Annotated in this window: 10 protein-coding genes and 1 pseudogene; 3 read left to right on the top strand and 8 right to left on the bottom strand. The window is 48.3% G+C overall.

Annotated elements, in window-relative coordinates; translation table 11 throughout:
• A pseudogene (locus KV201_RS03365) lies at nt 1-70 on the bottom strand (valyl-tRNA synthetase); the annotation flags it as partial.
• Between the two features lie 175 nt (nt 71-245).
• On the opposite strand from KV201_RS03365, the gene KV201_RS03370 reads away from it, so the two are divergent.
• Both KV201_RS03370 and KV201_RS03375 read left to right on the top strand, forming a co-directional pair.
• Nucleotides 246-1,460, top strand: a complete 1,215-nt coding sequence (locus tag KV201_RS03370) for an RsmB/NOP family class I SAM-dependent RNA methyltransferase (protein ID WP_226058500.1) — start codon at nt 246-248, stop codon at nt 1,458-1,460.
• Nucleotides 1,461-1,609: 149 nt separating this feature from the next.
• Nucleotides 1,610-3,859: an EAL domain-containing protein gene (locus KV201_RS03375; protein WP_226058501.1), complete on the top strand. Its 2,250-nt coding sequence runs from the start codon at nt 1,610-1,612 to the stop codon at nt 3,857-3,859.
• Nucleotides 3,860-4,078: 219 nt separating this feature from the next.
• Here the strand turns inward: KV201_RS03375 and KV201_RS03380 are convergent, their stop codons facing one another.
• Both KV201_RS03380 and KV201_RS03385 read right to left on the bottom strand, forming a co-directional pair.
• A complete protein-coding gene (locus KV201_RS03380) occupies nt 4,079-5,092 on the bottom strand; it encodes a D-alanine--D-alanine ligase (protein ID WP_006087302.1) in 1,014 nt (337 codons plus the stop codon).
• 265 nt (nt 5,093-5,357) lie between these two features.
• Complete coding sequence (locus KV201_RS03385; RefSeq protein WP_226058502.1) at nt 5,358-5,999, bottom strand: GGDEF domain-containing protein; 642 nt, start codon at nt 5,997-5,999, stop codon at nt 5,358-5,360.
• A 484-nt stretch (nt 6,000-6,483) separates the two neighbouring features.
• Between KV201_RS03385 and KV201_RS03390 the strand changes: the two genes are divergently transcribed.
• Nucleotides 6,484-6,957 (top strand): GNAT family N-acetyltransferase, encoded by a 474-nt coding sequence (locus KV201_RS03390; protein WP_226058503.1) that lies wholly within the window; start codon nt 6,484-6,486, stop codon nt 6,955-6,957.
• A gap of 121 nt (nt 6,958-7,078) precedes the next feature.
• Here KV201_RS03390 and recD read toward each other — a convergent pair whose 3' ends face one another.
• The 5 genes from recD to KV201_RS03415 form a co-directional block, all read right to left on the bottom strand.
• The gene (recD, locus tag KV201_RS03395) at nt 7,079-9,313 is read right to left on the bottom strand and encodes an exodeoxyribonuclease V subunit alpha (RefSeq protein ID WP_226058504.1); all 2,235 of its coding nucleotides are present in this window, start codon (nt 9,311-9,313) and stop codon (nt 7,079-7,081) included.
• The gene (gene recB, locus KV201_RS03400) at nt 9,310-13,113 is read right to left on the bottom strand and encodes an exodeoxyribonuclease V subunit beta (protein ID WP_226058505.1); all 3,804 of its coding nucleotides are present in this window, start codon (nt 13,111-13,113) and stop codon (nt 9,310-9,312) included. Before recB ends, recD begins: the two co-directional genes overlap by 4 nt.
• Nucleotides 13,110-16,883, bottom strand: coding sequence for an exodeoxyribonuclease V subunit gamma (gene recC, locus KV201_RS03405; RefSeq protein WP_226058506.1), 3,774 nt, complete (start codon nt 16,881-16,883; stop codon nt 13,110-13,112). Before recC ends, recB begins: the two co-directional genes overlap by 4 nt.
• Nucleotides 16,884-17,038: 155 nt before the next feature.
• Nucleotides 17,039-19,264 carry a DUF3488 and transglutaminase-like domain-containing protein gene (locus KV201_RS03410; protein WP_226058507.1) on the bottom strand — a complete coding sequence of 742 codons (2,226 nt, stop codon included), beginning with the start codon at nt 19,262-19,264 and terminating at the stop codon, nt 17,039-17,041.
• The gene (locus KV201_RS03415) at nt 19,261-20,358 is read right to left on the bottom strand and encodes a DUF58 domain-containing protein (protein WP_226058508.1); all 1,098 of its coding nucleotides are present in this window, start codon (nt 20,356-20,358) and stop codon (nt 19,261-19,263) included. The genes KV201_RS03410 and KV201_RS03415 overlap by 4 nt, the downstream gene beginning before the upstream one ends.
• Nucleotides 20,359-20,438 lie beyond the last annotated feature (80 nt).

Here is a 20,438-nt window from a genome sequence, read left to right on the forward strand (position 1 = left end):
CGCCTAATTTAAAAGCTAAGGTGTAATCGCGTTGAGTACGCTTACGGCTTGAGTTACTTGATGTTGTCATAAAGAAGTCCTCTTTATGTCAACGTATTTCAGGACGGGACAGGCTTAAACTAAAAAGCGATCCCTTTGGATCGCTTTTTTTATGGCTTTAACCTTAACTCAGCGCCAGCGTGCTTGCGTATTAGGGCCTGACCTCCTATGATCCTCCGGTTTTATCATTCATGGTGACCTTTTAAATGTTGAATTCTCCGCTTTCTGCCAGCTCGAACGAATTAGTGATCAGTATCTTAACTATGGTGCTGAGCCAAGGAAAACCCTTAGATCGGGCCTATTCTCAGCATTTTTCTGGGTTGCAATTGGTACCCGCCGAACAGGCGCGTATCGCATTAACGACGGGTGATATCCTACGTCGCTTAAATTTATATTGTTATCTGGCGGAAATCAGTCCAGATGAGATGGAGCGCTTTGGCTCTAAATTGCTTAATACGTGGCATTTATTCCACGGGCTTGAACTGCCTAAAATGCAATATTCGCTGCAAGTCGATGAGGCGCGTTTAGCCGAGCGCACCGAGCAGGCGAAAACTAAGCCAGTACTGTGGGACGGTTGCCCTGAGTGGCTCGATGCGATGGGCCGTGAGCAATTAGGCGAGTCTTGGGAAAAAGAGCGTGCCGCGTTAAGTACAGCGCCGAAGCGTTTTTTACGCGCAAATGGCCTTAAAGTGACGCGTGATGAATTGGCCGCTAAGCTTGCCGCTGAGTTTGTGAGCACGCTGAGCGTTGATGGGGTCGATTCTGCCCTTGAAGTGACCTCCGATTCTGCCTTGTTCCGTACCCAAAGCTTTAAAGATGGCTTATTCGAGCAGCAAGATGCGGGCTCTCAGCGCGTGGCGGCGGCGCTTGATGCCAAGCCAGGCATGAAAGTTATTGATGCTTGCGCAGGCGCGGGTGGCAAAACCTTACACATAGCCGCGCAAATGCAGGGCAAAGGGCGCTTGTTGGCCATGGATGTGGAGCAATGGAAACTCGACAAACTCAAAGAGCGTGCCCGTCGCAATGGCGCGCACAATGTCGAAACCCGCGTTATCGCCAGCAGTAAAACCATTAAACGCTTAAAACTGAGTGCCGATCGGGTATTACTCGATGTGCCATGCTCAGGTTTGGGCGTATTAAAGCGTAATCCAGATGCAAAATGGCGCGATACTGTTGAGCGTTTACCTGTGTTAATGGAGCTTCAAAAGCACATTTTAACCAGCTACAGCCGCATGGTGAAGGTTGGTGGCATAGTGGTTTATGCGACCTGTTCAATCTTCCCCTGCGAGAACCGCGGTCAAGTCGATGCGTTTTTAGCCGAGAATCCTAATTTCCGCCTGATTGAGGATGAAAGTATCAGCCCAGCCGATAGCGGATTTGATGGTTTTTACCTTGCAAAACTTGAACGTATTCAAGAATAAAGCCTTGCAGTTAAGACTAAAGTAAGCCCTTTATTGAATTGATACAGGGTTTACTTAGTTAACATTAGTGCCTAGAATTTCCTATAAGTTATAAATATTTTAACATTGTGAATGTGTATTTATATTGCAACTTTGTTTCTAAGGGAATTATGGCGTACGGCGTTAATCTTCCAGATCTGCTCGACCATGCTGACGTTAAACTCGCCCACAATGTCAGCATAGCTTGCTATAGCAGTATTCTCTCTATGCTGCTTAATGGCGCACCGCTACATGAAATCTTGCACGCCTTAGTGCTAAAAATCGAAGCGCAAAAGATAGGCACTCGTGGATCTATATTACTGCTCAGCGGTGATGGCAAACGTTTGTTGTTAGGTGCTGCGCCCCATTTGCCCGACAGTTACAACCAAGCGATTAATGGGGTCGAGATTGGCCCAAATGTTGGCTCCTGCGGAACAGCGGCGTATTTCGCAAAGCGGGTTATCGTTGAAGATATCGCTACACATCCTTATTGGGAAAATTATAAAGAACTGCCATTACGCGCCGGTCTTAAATCTTGTTGGTCTGAACCTATCAAAGATACTCAAGGCAAAGTGCTCGGCACATTTGCCATGTACTACGATACGATAAAGTCCCCAACAGAGCTTGATTTGGAGCTGATTTCAGAGGCTGCACGATTAGCCAGTTTGGCCATTGAACGCAGTCGAGCAATGGAGTTTCAGCGTTTAGCAGTGAAAATTTTTGACCGCTTACCTTTAGCTCTGGTTATCTCTAATTCCGATGATTCCGTTCTCTATGCTAATCCCGCTTTTAAACATATCGTTCTTCCACAAGATATTGATATTGCGAACTTTAACCCCAAGATGTTTTTATCTGCGTCTCAATCGAATGAGATAGTTGGCCTATTTGAGCATTTAGCGCAGGATAAAATGTGGCAGGGGGAATTGGTTGGCTTAAGGGGCAATGGCGAGGAGTTTTATCTAGATCTTATCGTCAGCACATTTCGAGAGCCTAATGGATTACAGCCGTGTTTTGCGTGGTTATTTTCCGATATTAGCGAACGTAAAAAAGCGGCGCAGCTGATTAAGTATCAGGCCAATAATGACTCGCTGACTGGGCTTGCTAACCGCAATGCCTTGTTTAAACTGATCCAATCTTTAATTACCTCCGACAGTCTGACGCCCGGCTTTAGTTTTATGTTGATGGATTTAGATAACTTTAAACAAGTTAACGACACCCATGGCCACGACAAAGGTGATGCGTTATTAGTGCAAGTGGTGCGGCAGATTTGCGAGTGCCTCAATGACACTATGGTGTTTGCGCGCCTCGGCGGTGATGAGTTTGCCTTACTGTTACCTGGGATAGTTAATCAGAAAGAGTTGGCGCAACTCGCTGAAACAATTAATAAGCATGTGGCTAAACGTTATGTGCTTGCCGATGGCAAAGGTGTTTATAGTTCGGTCAGTATAGGGATTGCGCGTTTTCCTGAAGATGCCCTCGATCTCGAGCAGCTGTTAAATTGCGCCGATCAGGCCATGTATATTTCAAAGGCTAATGGTCGTAATCGTTATCATTTTTTTACTGAGCAAATGCAGCTCAATGCCGAGCGTATTGCCAGCCTTCATAATCAACTTAAGCAGGCACTCGATCAACAGACCTTCGAGCTTTATTACCAGCCCATAGTGAATGCGACCACAGGTTTGATTGTTCGCGCCGAGGTTTTACTTCGTTGGCAGCTTGAAGGGCAATTCATTCCCCCCGATGAGTTTATTCCCATCGCGGAGAACAGCGGCTTAATCGTTGATATTGGTCGAGATGTGCGCCTTGGCGCTATGCAAACTATCTTAGAAATGCAGGCTCACAATTGGCCGATTAACTTGTCGGTGAATGTGTCGACCTTTGAGTTTTGGTCCCATGAACTGCAAGATGCCTTTGTGGAGTCCTTTGCCGCGATTACCGAGCAACTTGAGGTAACAGATTTCCCCTATGACAGGTTAACCCTTGAGATCACTGAGTCTTTACTGATGAAGCAACATACGCATCTTATTGATGTGCTTAATGGTCTGCGGATTAAGGGGATCAAAATTTCCTTGGATGACTTTGGTACTGGCTACTCGTCCTTGTCCTATTTGGCGAATTTCCCTATCGATCAAATTAAAATCGATAAGAGCTTTATCGACCGATTAGACGAAGGCAAGCGCCACGAAGCGTTGGTGGAGGCCATAGTGCGGTTAAGCCATGCGTTAGATTTAACCGTGACGGCAGAAGGGGTGGAAACTGAGTCCCAACTCAAGTTTGTGATGTCGAATCATATTCAAGAAATTCAAGGCTATCTTTTCTATAAACCTATGCCTAAAGCCGCCTTCTTTGCGCTGTTGGCAAAGCAAGCTGAGCTGCATTAGGGTCTTGACGTTGGACCTTGATGTTTGACCTAGATGTGAGGGCGGCTTAATCAGCGACAGTTTGATTAAGATATCGGGTTTAGATGTAAGGTTAGAATCAAGAGTTAAATATAACCAATTGAAATAAAAAATAAAAAGAGCGCCTCGGCGCTCTTTTTATTACTGAAAACGGGTGTTGCACTGAGTATAGGCGTGCACACTGAGTCAGATTGATGAATTTTAAGATTTAGCGGTTAGCTGACCGTTAATCACTAGGCTCAAGTATTCAGTAAAGTCATGACCGTGATTTTGCAGCATTTTAGGGAACATAGAAATCGGCGTAGAACCTGGGAAGGTATTGATTTCATTCAATAGAATTTCATTGTCCGCGGTTAAGAAAAAGTCGATGCGTGACAGGTGACGCAGCTTCATTCCTTTAAATGCCTTGATTGCATAGGCGCGGATCTGTTCGCTGATCTCTGCTGAAACATGCTGCGCGACCACATCGGTGCGCGCTTTACTGTTTTTGGCGTATTTCTCATCGAAGGTGTAGAAGGTGTTGGTATCACAGATGATTTCACCTGGCACTGTCGCCACCACTTCACCGTTGTACTCGTAGACTGCCACTTCTAACTCGCGGGCTTTAATGGTTTTTTCAACGATCACATAGGGTGCATAGCCAAAAGCATCCTTAAGCACGCCTGCAACTTTATCGCTGTCATCCACTTTGTAACAACCAACAGAGGAACCCTGCGAGGCCGCTTTAACGAAGATCGATCCCCATTGTGCTAAAGCCGCTTGGGTTTGCTCAATCGCCGCATCATCGAACTGATTCAGGAAAATATACGGCGTATTAGGAATACCTAAGGCCGAGAACCACATTTTAGCGGTGATCTTATTGAAGCAGTTGCTGCTCGCTTCGGATTCGCAGCCAAAATAGGGCAGTTGGATCAGATTAAAATAGGATTGAATGTCGCCGGTCTCGCCGGGATAGCCATGAATGCAAGGAATGACGTAATCGACTGGCCATGGCGTTTTGCTTTCATCACGGAAGCGAATCTCGCGGCTATTGGTCAGCTCACAGTCGTCACCAGCGGCAGTGCGGTACTGGCCGAATTTATCCAGCTCGACTCGCAACACGGAAAACTGCTCAGATTTTGCCAGTGAGGTTTCAAAATAGTTGGCCGACATTAATGAAATATCGTGTTCGGCACTTCCGCCGCCGCACAGCAAAAGCAGATTGATCTTAGACATTGTGATTCCTCAAAGTGAGCAAAATCGGATGATATCGGCCTGTGGCAATACGAACATCATCCTATAGTACAACCGCTGTCATCTTAGTTTTCTTGTCCCTATGAGTGCAAGGTTTTGCTGACTGACGGCTATTAAGTGGTGAATTTTAACGCATTTAATCGCATTGCAAATAAGGGCTTGTGCATTTGCGAGTTTATTTTGATTTTTGTGGGCTTGGATAGTGATTCTTTGCATCACTCATTCGTCGCTATAGTCAGACGGATGATTACGCGCGAGCGACAACACAATTGCGTCCTGCATTTTTAGCGTTATACAGCAGGTTATCGCAGGTTTTAAGCCAAGTGTCTAAGGTGTCAGCTTGACGTAAATCAGCAACTCCAATACTGCAAGTGACTTGGGTGTGTTGGTCGAGAAAGTGTTGTTCTTCAATACTTCGTCTAAGGCCTTCGGCGACAATGGCAGCCGACTCAAATTGAGTATTGGGTAGCAAGATCAGAAATTCTTCTCCGCCGAAACGGAATAATAAGTCGTCTTTTCTGATCTTTTTTTGGATGTGTTGACTGAATTTATTGAGTAATTGGTCGCCCATGATATGACCAAAATTATCGTTCACCATTTTGAAAAAATCGATATCTATCAAGAGTAAACTAGCAGGGATTTGCTGTTGCTGATACTCATAGACGCTCAGTTCAAGCTTAGTTTTGAGTTGTTTGCGGTTGAGTGCTCCTGTGAGCTCATCCGTATTGGCTAAATGGACTAGAGCTTGTCTCTGTTTATTAATGATATGCGCAAAAATAGCGGCAAAGATAATGCAATCAAAGGTGGCGACTGAGAACCTCAGAACTAACTCGACTGACTCTACCTGTAATGCACTCACTAAACTGATACAGGCATAGAGGGTGCTCAATATTAGGCTTGATTTTAGATTGAAAAGGAAAAAGAAGATAAATACTGTTGGAGAAATATAAATTAATCCTTTATAGCCTATTTCATAACAGCTAAAAATGATGGCCCCACAGATTATGAGTAGCGTCAGTTGCTTCTGGAATAAATTCGATTTACGCCTTATCTCTAAGATTAATGTAATGCATAAGGGTAATAAGGCTATGCCAAAGACAAAAGTAAGGATGTAGTCTTGGTGGATGTAACGGTAAATAACGAAGGTGCACAGTGTCAGTATTGAGGCAAGCATAAAAAGTATCGCTGGGATACGAGGAATAGAATACTGTTCCTTTAGTTCCATATTTACTACCGTTAGTAAGCATTGATGAGGCTAGTTTAGCTCACAAGTCATTATTACAGAGCATATAATGGCATTTTTTACTAAAACTTGTAGCGACTCAAAATGCGAAACAGACTAAGGGCGAATTAATATACGGAGAACGGGCGATATGGCGAGTATAGATATGGAGAATAAAAACATTCGGTTAGCTCAGTTACACGATGCAGAGAGTATTCAGTTGCTACTTGAGCAGCTAGGTTATGCTTTGCCTGTCGCCGCGTTAGCCCAGACATTAACCGAGTACCAAGATAATCCCCAGTCCCGCAGTGATGAGCTATTAGTATGTGAGCAACCCAATACACAGGGTGAGCCGCAAGTTGTCGCTGTGATGGCCTTAATGTTCTTTGATTATTTCCCCGCCTTGAGTCGTATCTGTCGTATAACCGCAATTGTTGTGAATGCCGACATGCGGGGTCAGGGCATAGGCACTCTGCTGATCGATTTTGCTAAAGCGCGCGGAAGGCAAGAAGCCTGTCAGTTACTCGAACTCACCACATCGACCCAGCGCATCGCCACTCAGCAATACTATGAAAGCATAGGGTTTACCAAAACCTCCTTCCGCAACAGCTTAGCCTTGGGCTAAATGAGCCTAATCAAATGCATAGCGCATTGTTAAGTTCAGCACTAACGTTCATAAGAAAAAGCCCATAAAAAAGCTCATGAGAAAGTTCATGAGAAAGTTCAGTTCAATAATAACCGCTAACTTAACCCCAAAGCCTGTCGGCAAGACCCGATGCGCGTTGGGTTGCTTGGCTACTGGCCCGCTCGAATACGTGCTGGGTGCCTAAGCAGGTAAAGTGGACTTTAGCGCGGGTGATGGCGGTGTAGATCAACTCTTTGGTCAGCAGTTGCCACTGCGCTAGGCTGGGGTTAGGTGGCAGCACTAAGGCCACGCGGCTAAATTCGCTGCCTTGGCTTTTGTGTACTGTCATGGCGTAACAGGTTTCATGGCTGGGCAAACGGGCTGGCAAGACTTTTAGCAGGCTGCCATCGGCCTTGATGAAGTGCGCCATTAAACGTTCGGGTTTATCTTCATCCTGCAAAATCAATCCGATATCACCGTTAAACAGGCCTAAGTTATAGTCATTGCTTTGGATGATAATCGGCCGACCCAGATAAAACTCCTGTAGCGGTTTAATCAGCTTGGCATTGGCCAGTGCTTGAGTCACAAATTGATTGATGCCTTCGACCCCATAATCGCCCGAGCGCATGGCGCATAAAATGCGGTACTGGTTAAAGCTTTCTATGATGTCAGCCGTGCTTGGACGTGTGTCTAGATCACTATTACTTACATCATTGTTACTTGCAAGGCTATTCAAGGCACTGAGATAAATGCCATATTGTTGACAGGCTTGCTCTAGCAGTAAATTGAGTCCCACATTATTAGCCGGCTCGCTCACTTTGGCTTGGGTTTGGCTTACGACCATGCTGTGTTCTAACCAGTTCAATTCAGCAAGGCCTTGTTGCCATACTTGCAATATGCCTTGAAGATCCGCGCGATTGACGGCGCTAGCAAGCAGCCCAATCCCCGCATCGCCTTTAAATCTGTGGCTGTGCATCAGCATACACAAGCTATCGCCAAGTTTAGGCGCGTCGCTGATATAGGGTGTCAACTCAAAACCCGTTAAAGCGCTCAGGCGCTCGGCTTGCTCCTTGGAATAGCGCATTTGCCACAGAGCAGGGCTGTTTGACGCTAAGTTGTTCTGAGCAAAATTATTGGGAACAACTGACATTTTTAGGCCAGCACAAATATCGGCGAGCACAGCGCCGGCTTCAACCGAGGCGAGTTGGTCTTGATCGCCGAGTAAAATCAAACTGGCGTGCTCGGGCAAGGCGCTCAGTAACTTATACATCATGGGTAAATCAACCATAGAGGCTTCGTCGACGATCAATAAGTCGAGCCTAAGCGGATTACCTTGATGGTGGCGAAAGTGCGGCGAGTTGGGGATCACTCCGAGCAGTCTGTGTAGGGTTGATGCCTCCTCTGGAATACGCCCCAATGCCGTTAAAAAATCTTGGTTATTTCTATTGCGAGCTTCATCAATAACATCAGTATGGGCGCTGAGTTCCTTCGCCAGACGCGCTTTCGAGGCTTTGATTGATTCGCTTAACCGAGCGGCCGCTTTTCCCGTGGGTGCGACTAAACGGATTTCCTGCATGGACTCCATTTGTAACAATAACAGAAGCTTAGTCACAGTGGTGGTTTTGCCCGTGCCTGGGCCGCCAGTGATCACCGACAGTTTTTTACCCAGTGCGGTTGCTGTGGTGACCTTTTGCCAATCAATGGGTGCTGTGCTTTGTGTGCCTTCACTGTTAGTCAGTACATTGGTAGTGAGTGCATTGCGAGTGAGTGAATGGGGATCGCTCACATTGGCAGGGAACAGTTGATCTAACAGCGACCTCAATTTAGCGGTTTGAGTTTGCTCTTGGTGGCTTACGTCTTCAGAGTGTTTAGATACGCTGCCTGATAGGCGGATTAAAGAAGCGGCCACTGAGGTTTCAAATTGATGATAACGTTGTAGATAGAGTCTGCCATTATCAAAAATAAGTGGTTTGTTGCTTCCTGCTTGGCCGACGGCATCAAAGGTTTGCAAAGTCTCTGTGAGCGCTTCTAGGCTTAAGGTGATTTTACAATGGCTATTTTGCTCGGCCATGGGATTAAGCGGCACGATATGGGCGAGCACTAGGCAACTGTGCTGTGAAGATAATTGCTGGCTCAACAGCGCACATAGCAACATAAACAAGGGTTGTTGGCTGTCACTTGGATGCAAGTGGCTCATCTCGAGTGCGAAATGTCGATCGAGCGGTGTGAGCAGTCGTTCCTGTTCCCACAGTTTCAACAGCTCTGGTAGCGGCGCGCTAAGCTGGATTTCGCCATGATCTATCCATTTCGCGGCAGTGAGTGAATGTGCATTTAGCCCTTGGGTTGAGCGCATCATGCCGTGACTCCTGTATCGATTGCACCAGCTAATCTGCTGTGAAATAAATTGTCATTAAAAAGTGAATCCAGCGCGAGAATAAGTGCCTTCGGCGGCTTGTCGTAGTAAATACCGTAGCCGGGATACTGAGCCGACATTCCACGTAAGAACAAGTAATAACAACCGCCGATATGGCTGTCGTAGTCATAACTTGGCAGGCGTAAACTCAAATATCTGTGTAGCGCCAATGAGTAGAGGATGTACTGCAAATCGTACCTATGATCGGTTATGGCACTTTGTAGCGCGCTCTGATGATAGGCATTGATGTTGTCGCCTAAATGATTCGACTTATAGTCGGCGATGTAATATTTTCCTTGGTATTCAAAGGTTAAGTCGACAAAACCCTTGAGCATGCCCTTGAGTTCATCAAACTTAAGTGTCGACTCATAGCCAAACTGCTGCAGTAGCGCATTGAGCTCAGTATCCTTAAGCTCGCTTAAGGGTAAATAAAACTCCATTTCGACTAAGGTATCCTGCGGCGATAACTTGGCTAAGCACAGATCTGGATGTTCAGGTTTGGGCGTTTTGGAATTATTCTCTAAGGCCGATGTTGAAGGCATTGTCGTTGGCACTGTTGATGGCATGAGCCCAAGCGGCGCATGCAGCACATCTAGATACCAAGTGTGCAATACCGTTTGCCACTCGGGCGCGATACCGTATTTCAGCATAGCTTTAGGCAGTTGTAGCGGTAAGTCTCTGTCTGCCTGCGTAAAATCAATCTCTTCTAGCACTAAGTGCATAAAACTACCTGCGTTAGCACCGCGCTCAAAGTTAAATCGATTGAGCATGCCATCCTGCAGCTCATGACTTGGCTCATCAGGAATAGAGAGTGTTTGCGCAGCCATATATTCAAGCGTGCCTAATGCTTCATCATCGGCGCCCGGAGCGGCTTTACCATGGCTGGTATTTTTAACTAGGCCTGAATAACTGCCGACTCGCCATGGCGTGCTGTATTGGCGGGTTAAGGTTTTCGCGCTCAGTATTTGTGCTATGTCTTGGCTTAAGGGCAATGGCCGCTCGTCTATGTCATCGGGCACCTTATCAATACTTATGGCTTCCACATCTTGTGCGAGCTGCTGCGCAGCATTGCAGATACGGGCAAAGTCACATTCTGAGTCGCCTATGCCGAGCAGATAGCCGATGGCGGTTTCATGCAGCTGACTTTTAAGGCCATTTTTAAGTTGACGACTGTGATTGGCGATATACAAGTAACACAAATACACAGGGCGAGTGAGCGCCACATATAGCAAGCGCAAGTCTTCGGCCAAGGTTTCTTGTTTGGCGCGATCCCAACCCTCATCCGTGCCTTCGATATCCCATACTAGCTCTTGCTCACCTGCATCGTTGGTTCTGTGGTACAGCATAGGCGTTGGGCGGCGACGATTGTCGCGGGCTAGGCTGACAAAGGGCACAAAACACACGGGGTACTCAAGGCCCTTACTTTTATGGATAGTGACGATCTGCACCAGATTCTGCTCGCTTTCAAGGCGCAGCTGCTGTTCATCGGTTCCCGTGTTATCAATCAGTTGTTGTTCATACCAATTGAGCAGGGCGCTAATACCATCAAGCTCGGTGGCCTTTTGCTGTAATAGCTCGGCAAGGTGACGAAAATCTGTCAAACGGCGCTCGCCATTCGTGGCATCTTGCTCCTGTGCATCGGTTTGGGCACTGGCGGTGTGCAGTAAACGGTCAATCAGCTTAGTGCTATTGGCAAGGCTGAGTAGCGCGGGCATGATGCCGCGTTTTTGCCACACTTGGTGCAAGTTAAAAAACTGCTCTAATAACAGTTGTCTGTGCTCTTCATCTTGGTTAAAGGCATGAATTTGCTCGGCGCTATAGCCTAATAATGCCGTGGCAAGGGCGCTGCGCAATGCCCTTTCATCCTTAGGATTCGCCAGAGATCGTAAAATTAACGCCATTTCCCGCGCTTCAAGGGTATCGAACACACTGTCGCGACTTAAAAACACTGCGCCTATGTGACGTTTACTCAGTGCGGTTTTCATCACAGCCGCTTCGTTGCGATCCCGCACTAAGATAGCGATGTCTTTAGCAATTAAAGGTCCGTTTGGACTGTGGCATTCGCCATTGGCCGCATCTGTCAGTAAACGGGTGATCTCCGCCGCGGCATCTTCGGCGAGCAAGTGTCTGGCGGTGGTTTTGTTGAGGCCGTTTTCTGCGCTTTCGCTTAAGAGTCTTAGTCTTAGGGCCGCAGGATTAGCTGTTTTTTCAGTGAGGTTTTTCCCCTTGGCACTGCTGGGCGTTTTCACGCTATCAAAGGGGATCGACTGACTGATAAAAGGATCGTGATGCTGGCTAAACAGATGGTTAACCCCAGCGACCATGTTTGCGCTTGAGCGGTAGTTGGTATCCAGATGATAGTGGGCCTGCGTATGATGACGGGCCTCAATATAGGTATGGATATCGGCGCCGCGAAAGGCATAAATGGCCTGTTTAGGATCGCCAATCATCAACAGGCTGAGCTTATTTTCTGTATCGTTTTTGCCTTGTTCAAACGAGTAGCTGTCTTGGTAGATGCCAGAGAAGATCGCAAATTGCAGCGGATCGGTATCTTGGAATTCATCGATAAGCGCGACGGGGAAACGTGTCGCCACGGCTTTGGGCAAGGTTTCATTATTGGCATGTAACGCGCTTGCTAACGTTGTGAGCAAGTCATCGGGAGTCAGCACGTTTTTTTGCTGCTTTTGCTGGGCAAATCGCTCGCTTATGCCAAGTTTCGCACTATGTAAAAACGCCGGTTTAATAGCGGCAATCAATGTAGCGAGCTGTTCCATATGATCCATCAGCGGCGCTTCGCTCGCGCTTGGGATCACGCCGCCCTTGTTGAGCTTTAACTCAGACAAGGACAAGGCTTCTAACTCTTTCAGTGGCGGCAACCCATGACCGAAGGCGAGCCAGTTATCCAGCGCATCGAACATGGCGGCGAGCTTGGGGTACTTATCCGTTGCTTTGCCAAAGCGGGTGCCATTCAGTGGCAAACAGTGTAGCAATGCCAATAAGCCATCGCGCCCCCGCGGCCAAGCTAATTTAAAGCGCTCTAAACTTTGGCGCAGTGACAGGGCTAAGGCATCAAATTTAAGCGCGGGTTTTAGGGGCTTTGCTTGACTGGCGCCAAGGAGCGGTCGCAACTGTTTGACCAAACCATCGGGCTCGCCAAATTCCTTAGCAATGATTTGCGCTAAGTAATCGGGCAGCGGATAACAGGCCTCACGCCAAAAATCCCGCACCGCATGGTGCAAAAATTCGCTGTCGTCCAAGGTAAAGTCCGATTCGAACAGCAAGGAAGACTCAAAGGCGAGATCCGATAAAATTCGCTGACAGAAACCGTGAATGGTAAAAATCGCCGCTTCGTCGAGGGACTTTAGGGCGAGATCGAATCGCCTCAGGGCAATGGCGCGTTCACTCTCTGGAGTGTTGTCATACAGCGCCTGCACAAAGGGATCGGCAATCGTTAAACCCAAGAAGCACTTAAAGGCGACTTGAATACGCCGGCGAATACGATCCCTTAACTCTTCGGTGGCCGCATTGGTGAAAGTGACCACGAGAATTTGTTCGCAGGTCAGCGGCGCAGGAATGCCATCACCAAGCAATAAGCGTAAATAAAGACCTGAAATGGTGTAGGTTTTACCTGTGCCAGCGCTGGCCTCAATCAGACGACTACCACCAAAGGGCAATGTGAGTGGATCAAGCGCCTGCACCGCTGAATGTAACGCCGCTGCGTTTAACTGCATCTGTTCACTCATGATTGCTCTCCCTGTGCGCTATCGCGGTTTAAATGTGCTGCAGTCGCTTGTGTTTCAGTCGCTTGTACATCGGGAGTCTGGCCTTGGCTCATGCCATCGTTCAGCGCAAATTCCTCAAGCTGAGCCAGTGTGTCTTTGAGATATAAACTCACCATAGGGCGATAGATGCGCTCGGCTAATGCGCCAAAGCTATCCTCAGAGAAATCCCGCGGAAAACTGAATAAGCGTTGGTAATGGGGTTCGTTCCCTTCGCCTAATTGACTCTGCTCATCCAGCCATTCAGGTAACGCTTGCTGCAAACGCTCATCGTGCTCACCCTCGCAGCTGACGTAGGCCAGTGAGGTGCGCGGCATAAAACACAGTGGGTATTGCTGACCTTGATAAAACAGCACCAGCAAATCGGCCAGTAACGCATGGGCGCGCTCAGCAGTGATTGGCGCTAAGGCGTGGAAATGCCCCATGTCGAGAAGATAACTTGCATGTGTGTGGCCCATTGCCATTAAACACAGGTGACGAAGGTATAACCTCAGCACATCGCGACCGTGGGCGCTACCGGGACGATAATTCACTAATCCCTTAGGGCTGATGTCATCAATACGGCCTTGCAGTAACACTTGTTGGGATTTACCCGCCGTGATGGGTAAGTCAAACAGGAGTTTAATATCCGCATGACTGCTGGCCTGTTCTCCCTTGAGGAACAAGGTTCGGCCAATCAAAGGCTTAATATCGTGCTGATATTGGCGTAGCAGCAAATCATCGAAGGGCTGCATCGGCAAACTGCCGCTGGCTTTGAGGCGTTTAATCAGCTCGATATCGGGCTCAGTCAGACCTTGGCCTATGGCATCGTCGAGTAACTGGGCCTGTAACATATAGCGCTCTAGGGCATTCAAGCTAAAGGGCTCGTCATTATCATCGGCCTGAATATTAAGGCTAAGGTCGACTTTAAGCGTTCGGTTGAAGAAGTACTGCGCCGGATTTCGAAAGAAACGGATCAGGGCAGACACATCCACTTGCTTGCTTTGCGTTGCGTGCACAGAAGCGGGCTGTGCCTCTGTATCTGGCATTGAGTCTTGCTCATCCGCTTCGAGCATGATGCGAGTTTGCGCGCCGATAAAGCGGCCTGCATGTGTGCCCGCGGCGTCGGCATTGGGCGGACACCATTGCTGGCTGTAACTTTGGCCTATGTTTGAGCCATCTTTGTCATCACGTTGTACTGCGGCTTGATACAACTTAGGATCGAAGGGTTGCAGCGGCTGGTGGCTGACAATCGCGTTATAGAGGGCTTTTTCAGCATCCTCTGGGTCTATGGGGCTTGAAGCTTTTTGCGATTGAGCAATTAGCGTTTCAGGCAAATAGCACAGCTGACAATATTCAATCAGTTCAGAGACGAGCATAGAGGCAATACGCTCAGAGTTATCCCGTTCGCTGCGACCGATATAGCTGATATACAGTTGCTCGCGCGCCGACAATAAGGCTTCTAAAAACAAATATCTGTCATCGAGGCGGCGGGAGCGATCGCCTTTACGGGCACCAAAGTGCGCCATTAAATCAAAGCCGACAGGATGCTGAACCCTAGGATAAACCCCATCGTTCATGCCGAGTAAACACACGACCTTAAAGGGGATCGAGCGCATCGGCATCAAGGTACAAAAGTTCACGCTTCCCGCAAGATAACGCTGGCCGACCCGAGATTCGGTTAAGCGTTGATTAAACCATTGCTGCAGCACTTCGATACTGAGGCTCAGTCCGCTTATGCTCTGTTTGGCTAGCGTCTCGAACATACTTGTATCTAACGAGTTTGTATCCAATGGCTTACCCGCAGATAGTAACTCTTGCTCTAGGGCGGCGATGGCATCGCGGATTTCCTGTAACTGCTCGCGCTCGTCTTCATCTGTGTCGTAGAAGGCATCCAGCAAATCAGTTAATTCCGCTAAACGCAGGGCGCCCACTTGCGGCAGGGCGAGTATTTGCGCCGTTTCATCGAGTACTTCAATAAAATTGAGTAGCTTACCTAGCGCCTGCGCCGATTGGCCCTCGATACCAGTCACGATCAGATGGTCTTGGTACAGCGGCGCATCGTCACTCAAGGCGTAGCCTAAAATCAGCCTTTTAATACCAAAGGCCCAGGAGTTTTGCTCAAACGCTGGCACACCTTGTTTAAGGCGGCTTTGTTCATCGCGGCCCCAACGCACGCCCGCTTCATCTAACCAGCGGCGGATCAGTTGCAATTCATCGTCATCGAGCTGGAAACGGCGTAAAATGGCGGGTACTTCGAGTATGCTCAAAATGTCGGTCAGACCAAAACGGCTCTGATTAATCCCGAGTAAATTCAAAAAGCTATTGATGAGAGGTGATTCCTGCGCTGCGCCGCGGTCGGCAATGGCGTAGGGAATGTAATGCAGACCTTGCTTCGCCGAGAAGACGGCATCGATATAGGGGGCGTAGGCGGCTACATCGGGCATCATCACCACTATGTCTTTGGGTGTCAGGTCGACATCATTGCTGAGTAACGCAAGCAAGTGATCGTGCAGGGTTTCGACTTCCCGCAATGGGCTGTGACAACTCTTTACTCGAATGGATTGATCGTCGCGCTTAAGCAGGCGTCTGTTCTCGACATTTTGGTACAGCTCGGCATCTGGCCCTAGTACTCTGTCTAAGGTTTGCATCTCTAAAATATCGTATTGCACCCCGTGGAGCATGCTGGCGTGACTGTGTGGCGAGTTGGGATCGTCACAGGGCTCACAATACACATCGTCGCCAAAGTCGCAGTGTTCGGCGGGGAGCTCAAGCAGCATATCGAGTAATTCACGGCCCATCTTGCCGTTATTGGCAAGCAGCGGATTGCCCACTTCGAGTTTATCTTCCCACAGTTCGGCTAATTGGCGTTTACCCGCATATTGCACCGCCATGCGGGCACGATTACGGGGATCAACAATGTCGCCCCAATAGTGTTGACACGGGCTTAAACCCAGCACGATCACATCGATACGGCCTGCCAGATGGTAAAGCACCTCAAGGGTTTGCGGCGCCATCGAGGAAATGCCAAACACAAATAAGCGCTGTGGCAATTTGGCGAGTGACGTGTCGGGATTATTCAGCGCGGCAATCAAGTCGCTGTGCAGATTGGCCCTGTGGTAATGGCTTTGATTAAGCTCATCGCGGTTAAAGGCAATCAGTGCGCGCCATAAAATGGGTTGCCAGCGTTGGTCTTCATTCAGCGGCTTGGTAAGTGATTCGGGATGCTCGTTTTGCTCCCACGCTAAAATCCAATCGGGGCGATATACTAAGTATTGGTCGAAGATATCGGCAATCCGGCCACAGAGTTGGTACAGCTTAATGTCGTCAGCCGTCATATCTCTGGTGTTGAGATGTTCACTCGTGTCGGCGGCATTTATGGTGGGCGTATTTTCTAGGGTATTACCTAGATAGTGTCTCAATGGCCCAAAGGCGTCATCTTGTAACATGCGCGGCAAGAGTTGCATCAGCTTCCACGTCATCGCCGCTTTAGTGAAGGCGTTGTCCTTGGGCACATCGGGTAATAAGTCATGGCACAACTGCCAGGTAAAGCTCGATGGCAGCGGGAATTCCAATGCGGCGGCAATCCCATTTTGTTTGGCGATTTCGAGGCGCAGCCAAGTCGACATGCCAGGACTCTGCACCAGAATATGCTCGTTACTCAGTAGACGTGCAAAAGCAAGGGGCTGGGTCAGGTAAGCGGCTAAATGGGCGCAGAGCACTTCCATCTGATTGGACTGGATTAACTTTAGCATGTGCAACTCGGCATGGTGACAGTAAAACAATTCTATGTGTTTGATTTATAAGATTCAACACTATTACTGCTTCTGTGGAATTAACCCGCAATTTTAGGCGTTTACTGAGCCTTGAACCGATGAAACTTGGCTGGCTAATACTCAGTTTACAAATGCTAGGCTAGCGTGAACTTCTTTTTCACCTTAGCCCTGAGCAATAACCAATTCAGTTGCTTCGCCGCCGCTTTAAATTCGGTTAAATGCGCTTGATAGTCATCATTCGGCAAATCTTGATACTTCAGCGCCACATAACTTTGGGTCAAGGTGTGCATTAGCGCACAAAGCTGTGGTGCTCTGTGTTGGTATTGCCCGATAATCTGCTGCGCAAATTGGTTTGGCCCATCACTGTCATTACGCTTAATACCATGGCGGGCGAGGCGATTGCAGACCTGTTGATAGCGAGCGCTGATGGGATCGCCCTGAGTGCTAAAATGTAATAGCCCCGCACTGTAGGCGATATAGAGCACGATAAGGCTGATACACAGCCCCATAAATACCGCGATTTTAGTGTTTGTCACATCACCTAAAATGCCGCTGAGCACTTGATTCTGTCTATCTTGATTGAAACCCAGTACCCACACGCTCCAGTAATAATCTATGCTGGCAAAACGTTGCCTTAACTCATTGAGCCAAGGCATGGATTTAAAGCGTAAGCTACTAAAAGGGCTTTCCTGCAGGTAACTCAGCGCGGGATCAAACTGGGCGTCGAATCCTTGTTCGATTCGATCGGGGGCTACCATAGCGGTCGGGTCGAAACGTACCCAACCTTCACCTTCGAGCCAAACCTCAGCCCATGCGTGGGCCATATATTGATACACGCTGTAGTAACCCGCTTGCGGATTAAATTCGCCGCCCTGATAGCCTGTGACCATACGTGCGGGTAAGCCTGTGGCCCGCGCCATAACAATGAAGGCTGCGGCATAGTGCACACAAAATCCGGCTTTGTTTTCAAATAGAAAATCATCCACTTGCTGCGGCCCAAGGGGAGGCGGCGTGAGAGTGTAGAAAAAAGGCTCGGTATTAAAGTGGCGCATCATGGCCCACAATCGTGGCTTAGGCTCGGGATACTGAGTCTTGAATTGCTCGGCCAGCGCCCAAGTTCGTGGATTACGATTACTCGGCAGTTCGAGGTTAATCTGCCTTTGCCGCGCTGAAAGCCTGAGATCCATCTTCGCCTTGGGCCAAGACTCTACTTGATAACTCATTCGCTGATCGACATTGCGCAGTGCTAACAGCCGATAATCGGGCATATTGACCACGTTATCATCTTGGCTGTAGGCGACATCAAGACCAAATAACCACGGCTGGTGGCTCGGCTCAGCAATCACTTGGTAACGAAGACTCGGCTTATTGTTTTGCTTGCCTTGTTTTGCAGTATCTTGACCTTCGCTGTCTATCGAAGCGGGGCTCTTTATTAAATCAGGATCATTGGTCATTAAATCAGCATTACTGGTCATAGCTTCAGGACTGGTGACCTTCAAAGCTGGACTATTAAGCATCAAGGCGGGGCTGGGCCGAGTGGGCGGAAACAGCAGCGCATCTTTTTGCAGCTTTTTAATGCCTTCCTCCTGACGCCAAGTAATACCGTCATAGTTTTCCATCACCAGCGCGCGCCAATATAACTCAGCATTAATGGGCGCCGCATTGGTAAAACTCGCCCTAAAGGCCAGTTCGGTCGAACGGGTGAGCTTGCCGATATCACCAATGGCCAGACTATCGGACAAGCCCGTTTGCGCTTCTTTCATGTTGGGCACTAACCAGAGCGGCGCAAAACGCGGTAACACTAAAAACAACAGCAGTGCGAGGGGCACACTCTGTAGCAAGAATTTACTACCAAGCAATGCCGTATGTTTTAGGGAGTGTTTATCTTGATACAGAGTCACGAGCACACAGGTGTTGATCAGCGTCACCACGAGTAAATGCGCGGTATTGAGCAAGGATTGGTGATCAATAAAGGTCAGCGCGATAATAAAATAGCCCGCGAGGACGACAACACGCACATCCCTTTGGTTACGCATTTCAATGTATTTTAAGGCATAACCTAACAGCAGCAGATTCACTAGCGCATTGAGTAAGCCTATTTCCTTTGAAACGAGTGCCAGTGTGGTTGCGGCGCCGATCGCAAGACTGGTGACCAGAAAACGCGGCGGCTTTGCCACTTTGCCGACATAAATTCCCACACGCCACAGCAAACAAATTGCGCAAATGCCTAAGGTCCAAGGCGTGGTCTTATCAAATAGCGGGCTCAGTACGGCGATATTGGTGATCAATAACCAAAATAAAGTCTGACGGCTGATGTTATCGCCAATTTGCGGTGTCGTGCTGCTGGCCGTTAATGTCATGCCTGTTCCCTCGAGGTCGGGATATGACGTTTCTTGCTGGTGGTTTTAGCCGTTTTATTTGAGTGCTTTGCCGCTGATGACGAATTAACGGCTGACGGCGCTAGCTGTGGATACAAGGCAAGGGCCTTATGGCAGGCGATTCTATGGTTATGACCGATAGAGGGCGCGATCAATATATCCTCGCCCATTGGTGTTTGCAGATGTAAGCCAAAATATTGCTCGAGTTGAGTGAGTTTATTGATTTGCCAGCTTAATTGACTCAACTGGGTTTCGAGCCGTTTAGCATCGGGTCTGAGTCTTAACCAAACGGGATCGCCTTGGGGCTGCTGAAACTCTTTACTCAACATACCGCGACCTTGTGCCCACTGTTTCCATGCCACTTGCTTGAGGGACTCGCCGAGCACATGGGGTTTAAGTCCTTTAAACTCATCGATGCCTGACACATGTTTACCCGCCAGTAGCAGGGGATCTTGCTCAGACTGAGTATGATCAGCCTCAAGCTGCAGCGGCGCTTCAATCGGCTGGGCAAAGACTAAGTGACTAATAGCCAAATCCACATGGGACCACGCGCGGCACAGCCCTAAGGGATAGAAGGATTCAATTTTGAGCCGACCCGGTGACACTTGGCCCCGCTGATGATATTCGAAGGGCACGAGCGCTTGCTGTTCATCTGTGCCGACGTTCTGCACCGTATAAGTGCGATTATGCGGATAGTTAAGCTGAATATTATGGCCACTGTGATGGGTGCTGATGAGGACCGGAAAGGTTAAGGTCTCTCCCGCATAGACTTCGGGCGGCGTCATGGCGCGTAAATGTAGACCCGCCAGATTTTTGTAACTGTAGAGAATACAGGTATTAAATAGGCTTAGGAGTAAGATGCTAAGGCCAATGACTAAGTTATTTTGATAGTTAGTGCCAAAAAGATATAAGAGTAAAACTAACCCGAGCCAAACTAAGCCAAAACCGCTCGGCAAAATAAAAATGCTGCGATGGCTTAAGGTGATTTCAGGGCTTGGTGGTAAACGCCTTGCTAACCAACGTTGCCAAATCGGCACTAGAGTCGGAATGAAAGTAGGGCGTATCAGTCGTTTCACTTCTGCATCACTTCCTTGGTTGAATTATTTAGTTGAACACCTTAACTGTATGCCTTAGCGATATCGTTCATGACAGTGGC

Origin of the sequence: Shewanella sp. SR1, from assembly GCF_020447145.1 — a bacterium.
In the GTDB taxonomy this organism is placed as follows: domain Bacteria; phylum Pseudomonadota; class Gammaproteobacteria; order Enterobacterales; family Shewanellaceae; genus Shewanella; species Shewanella baltica.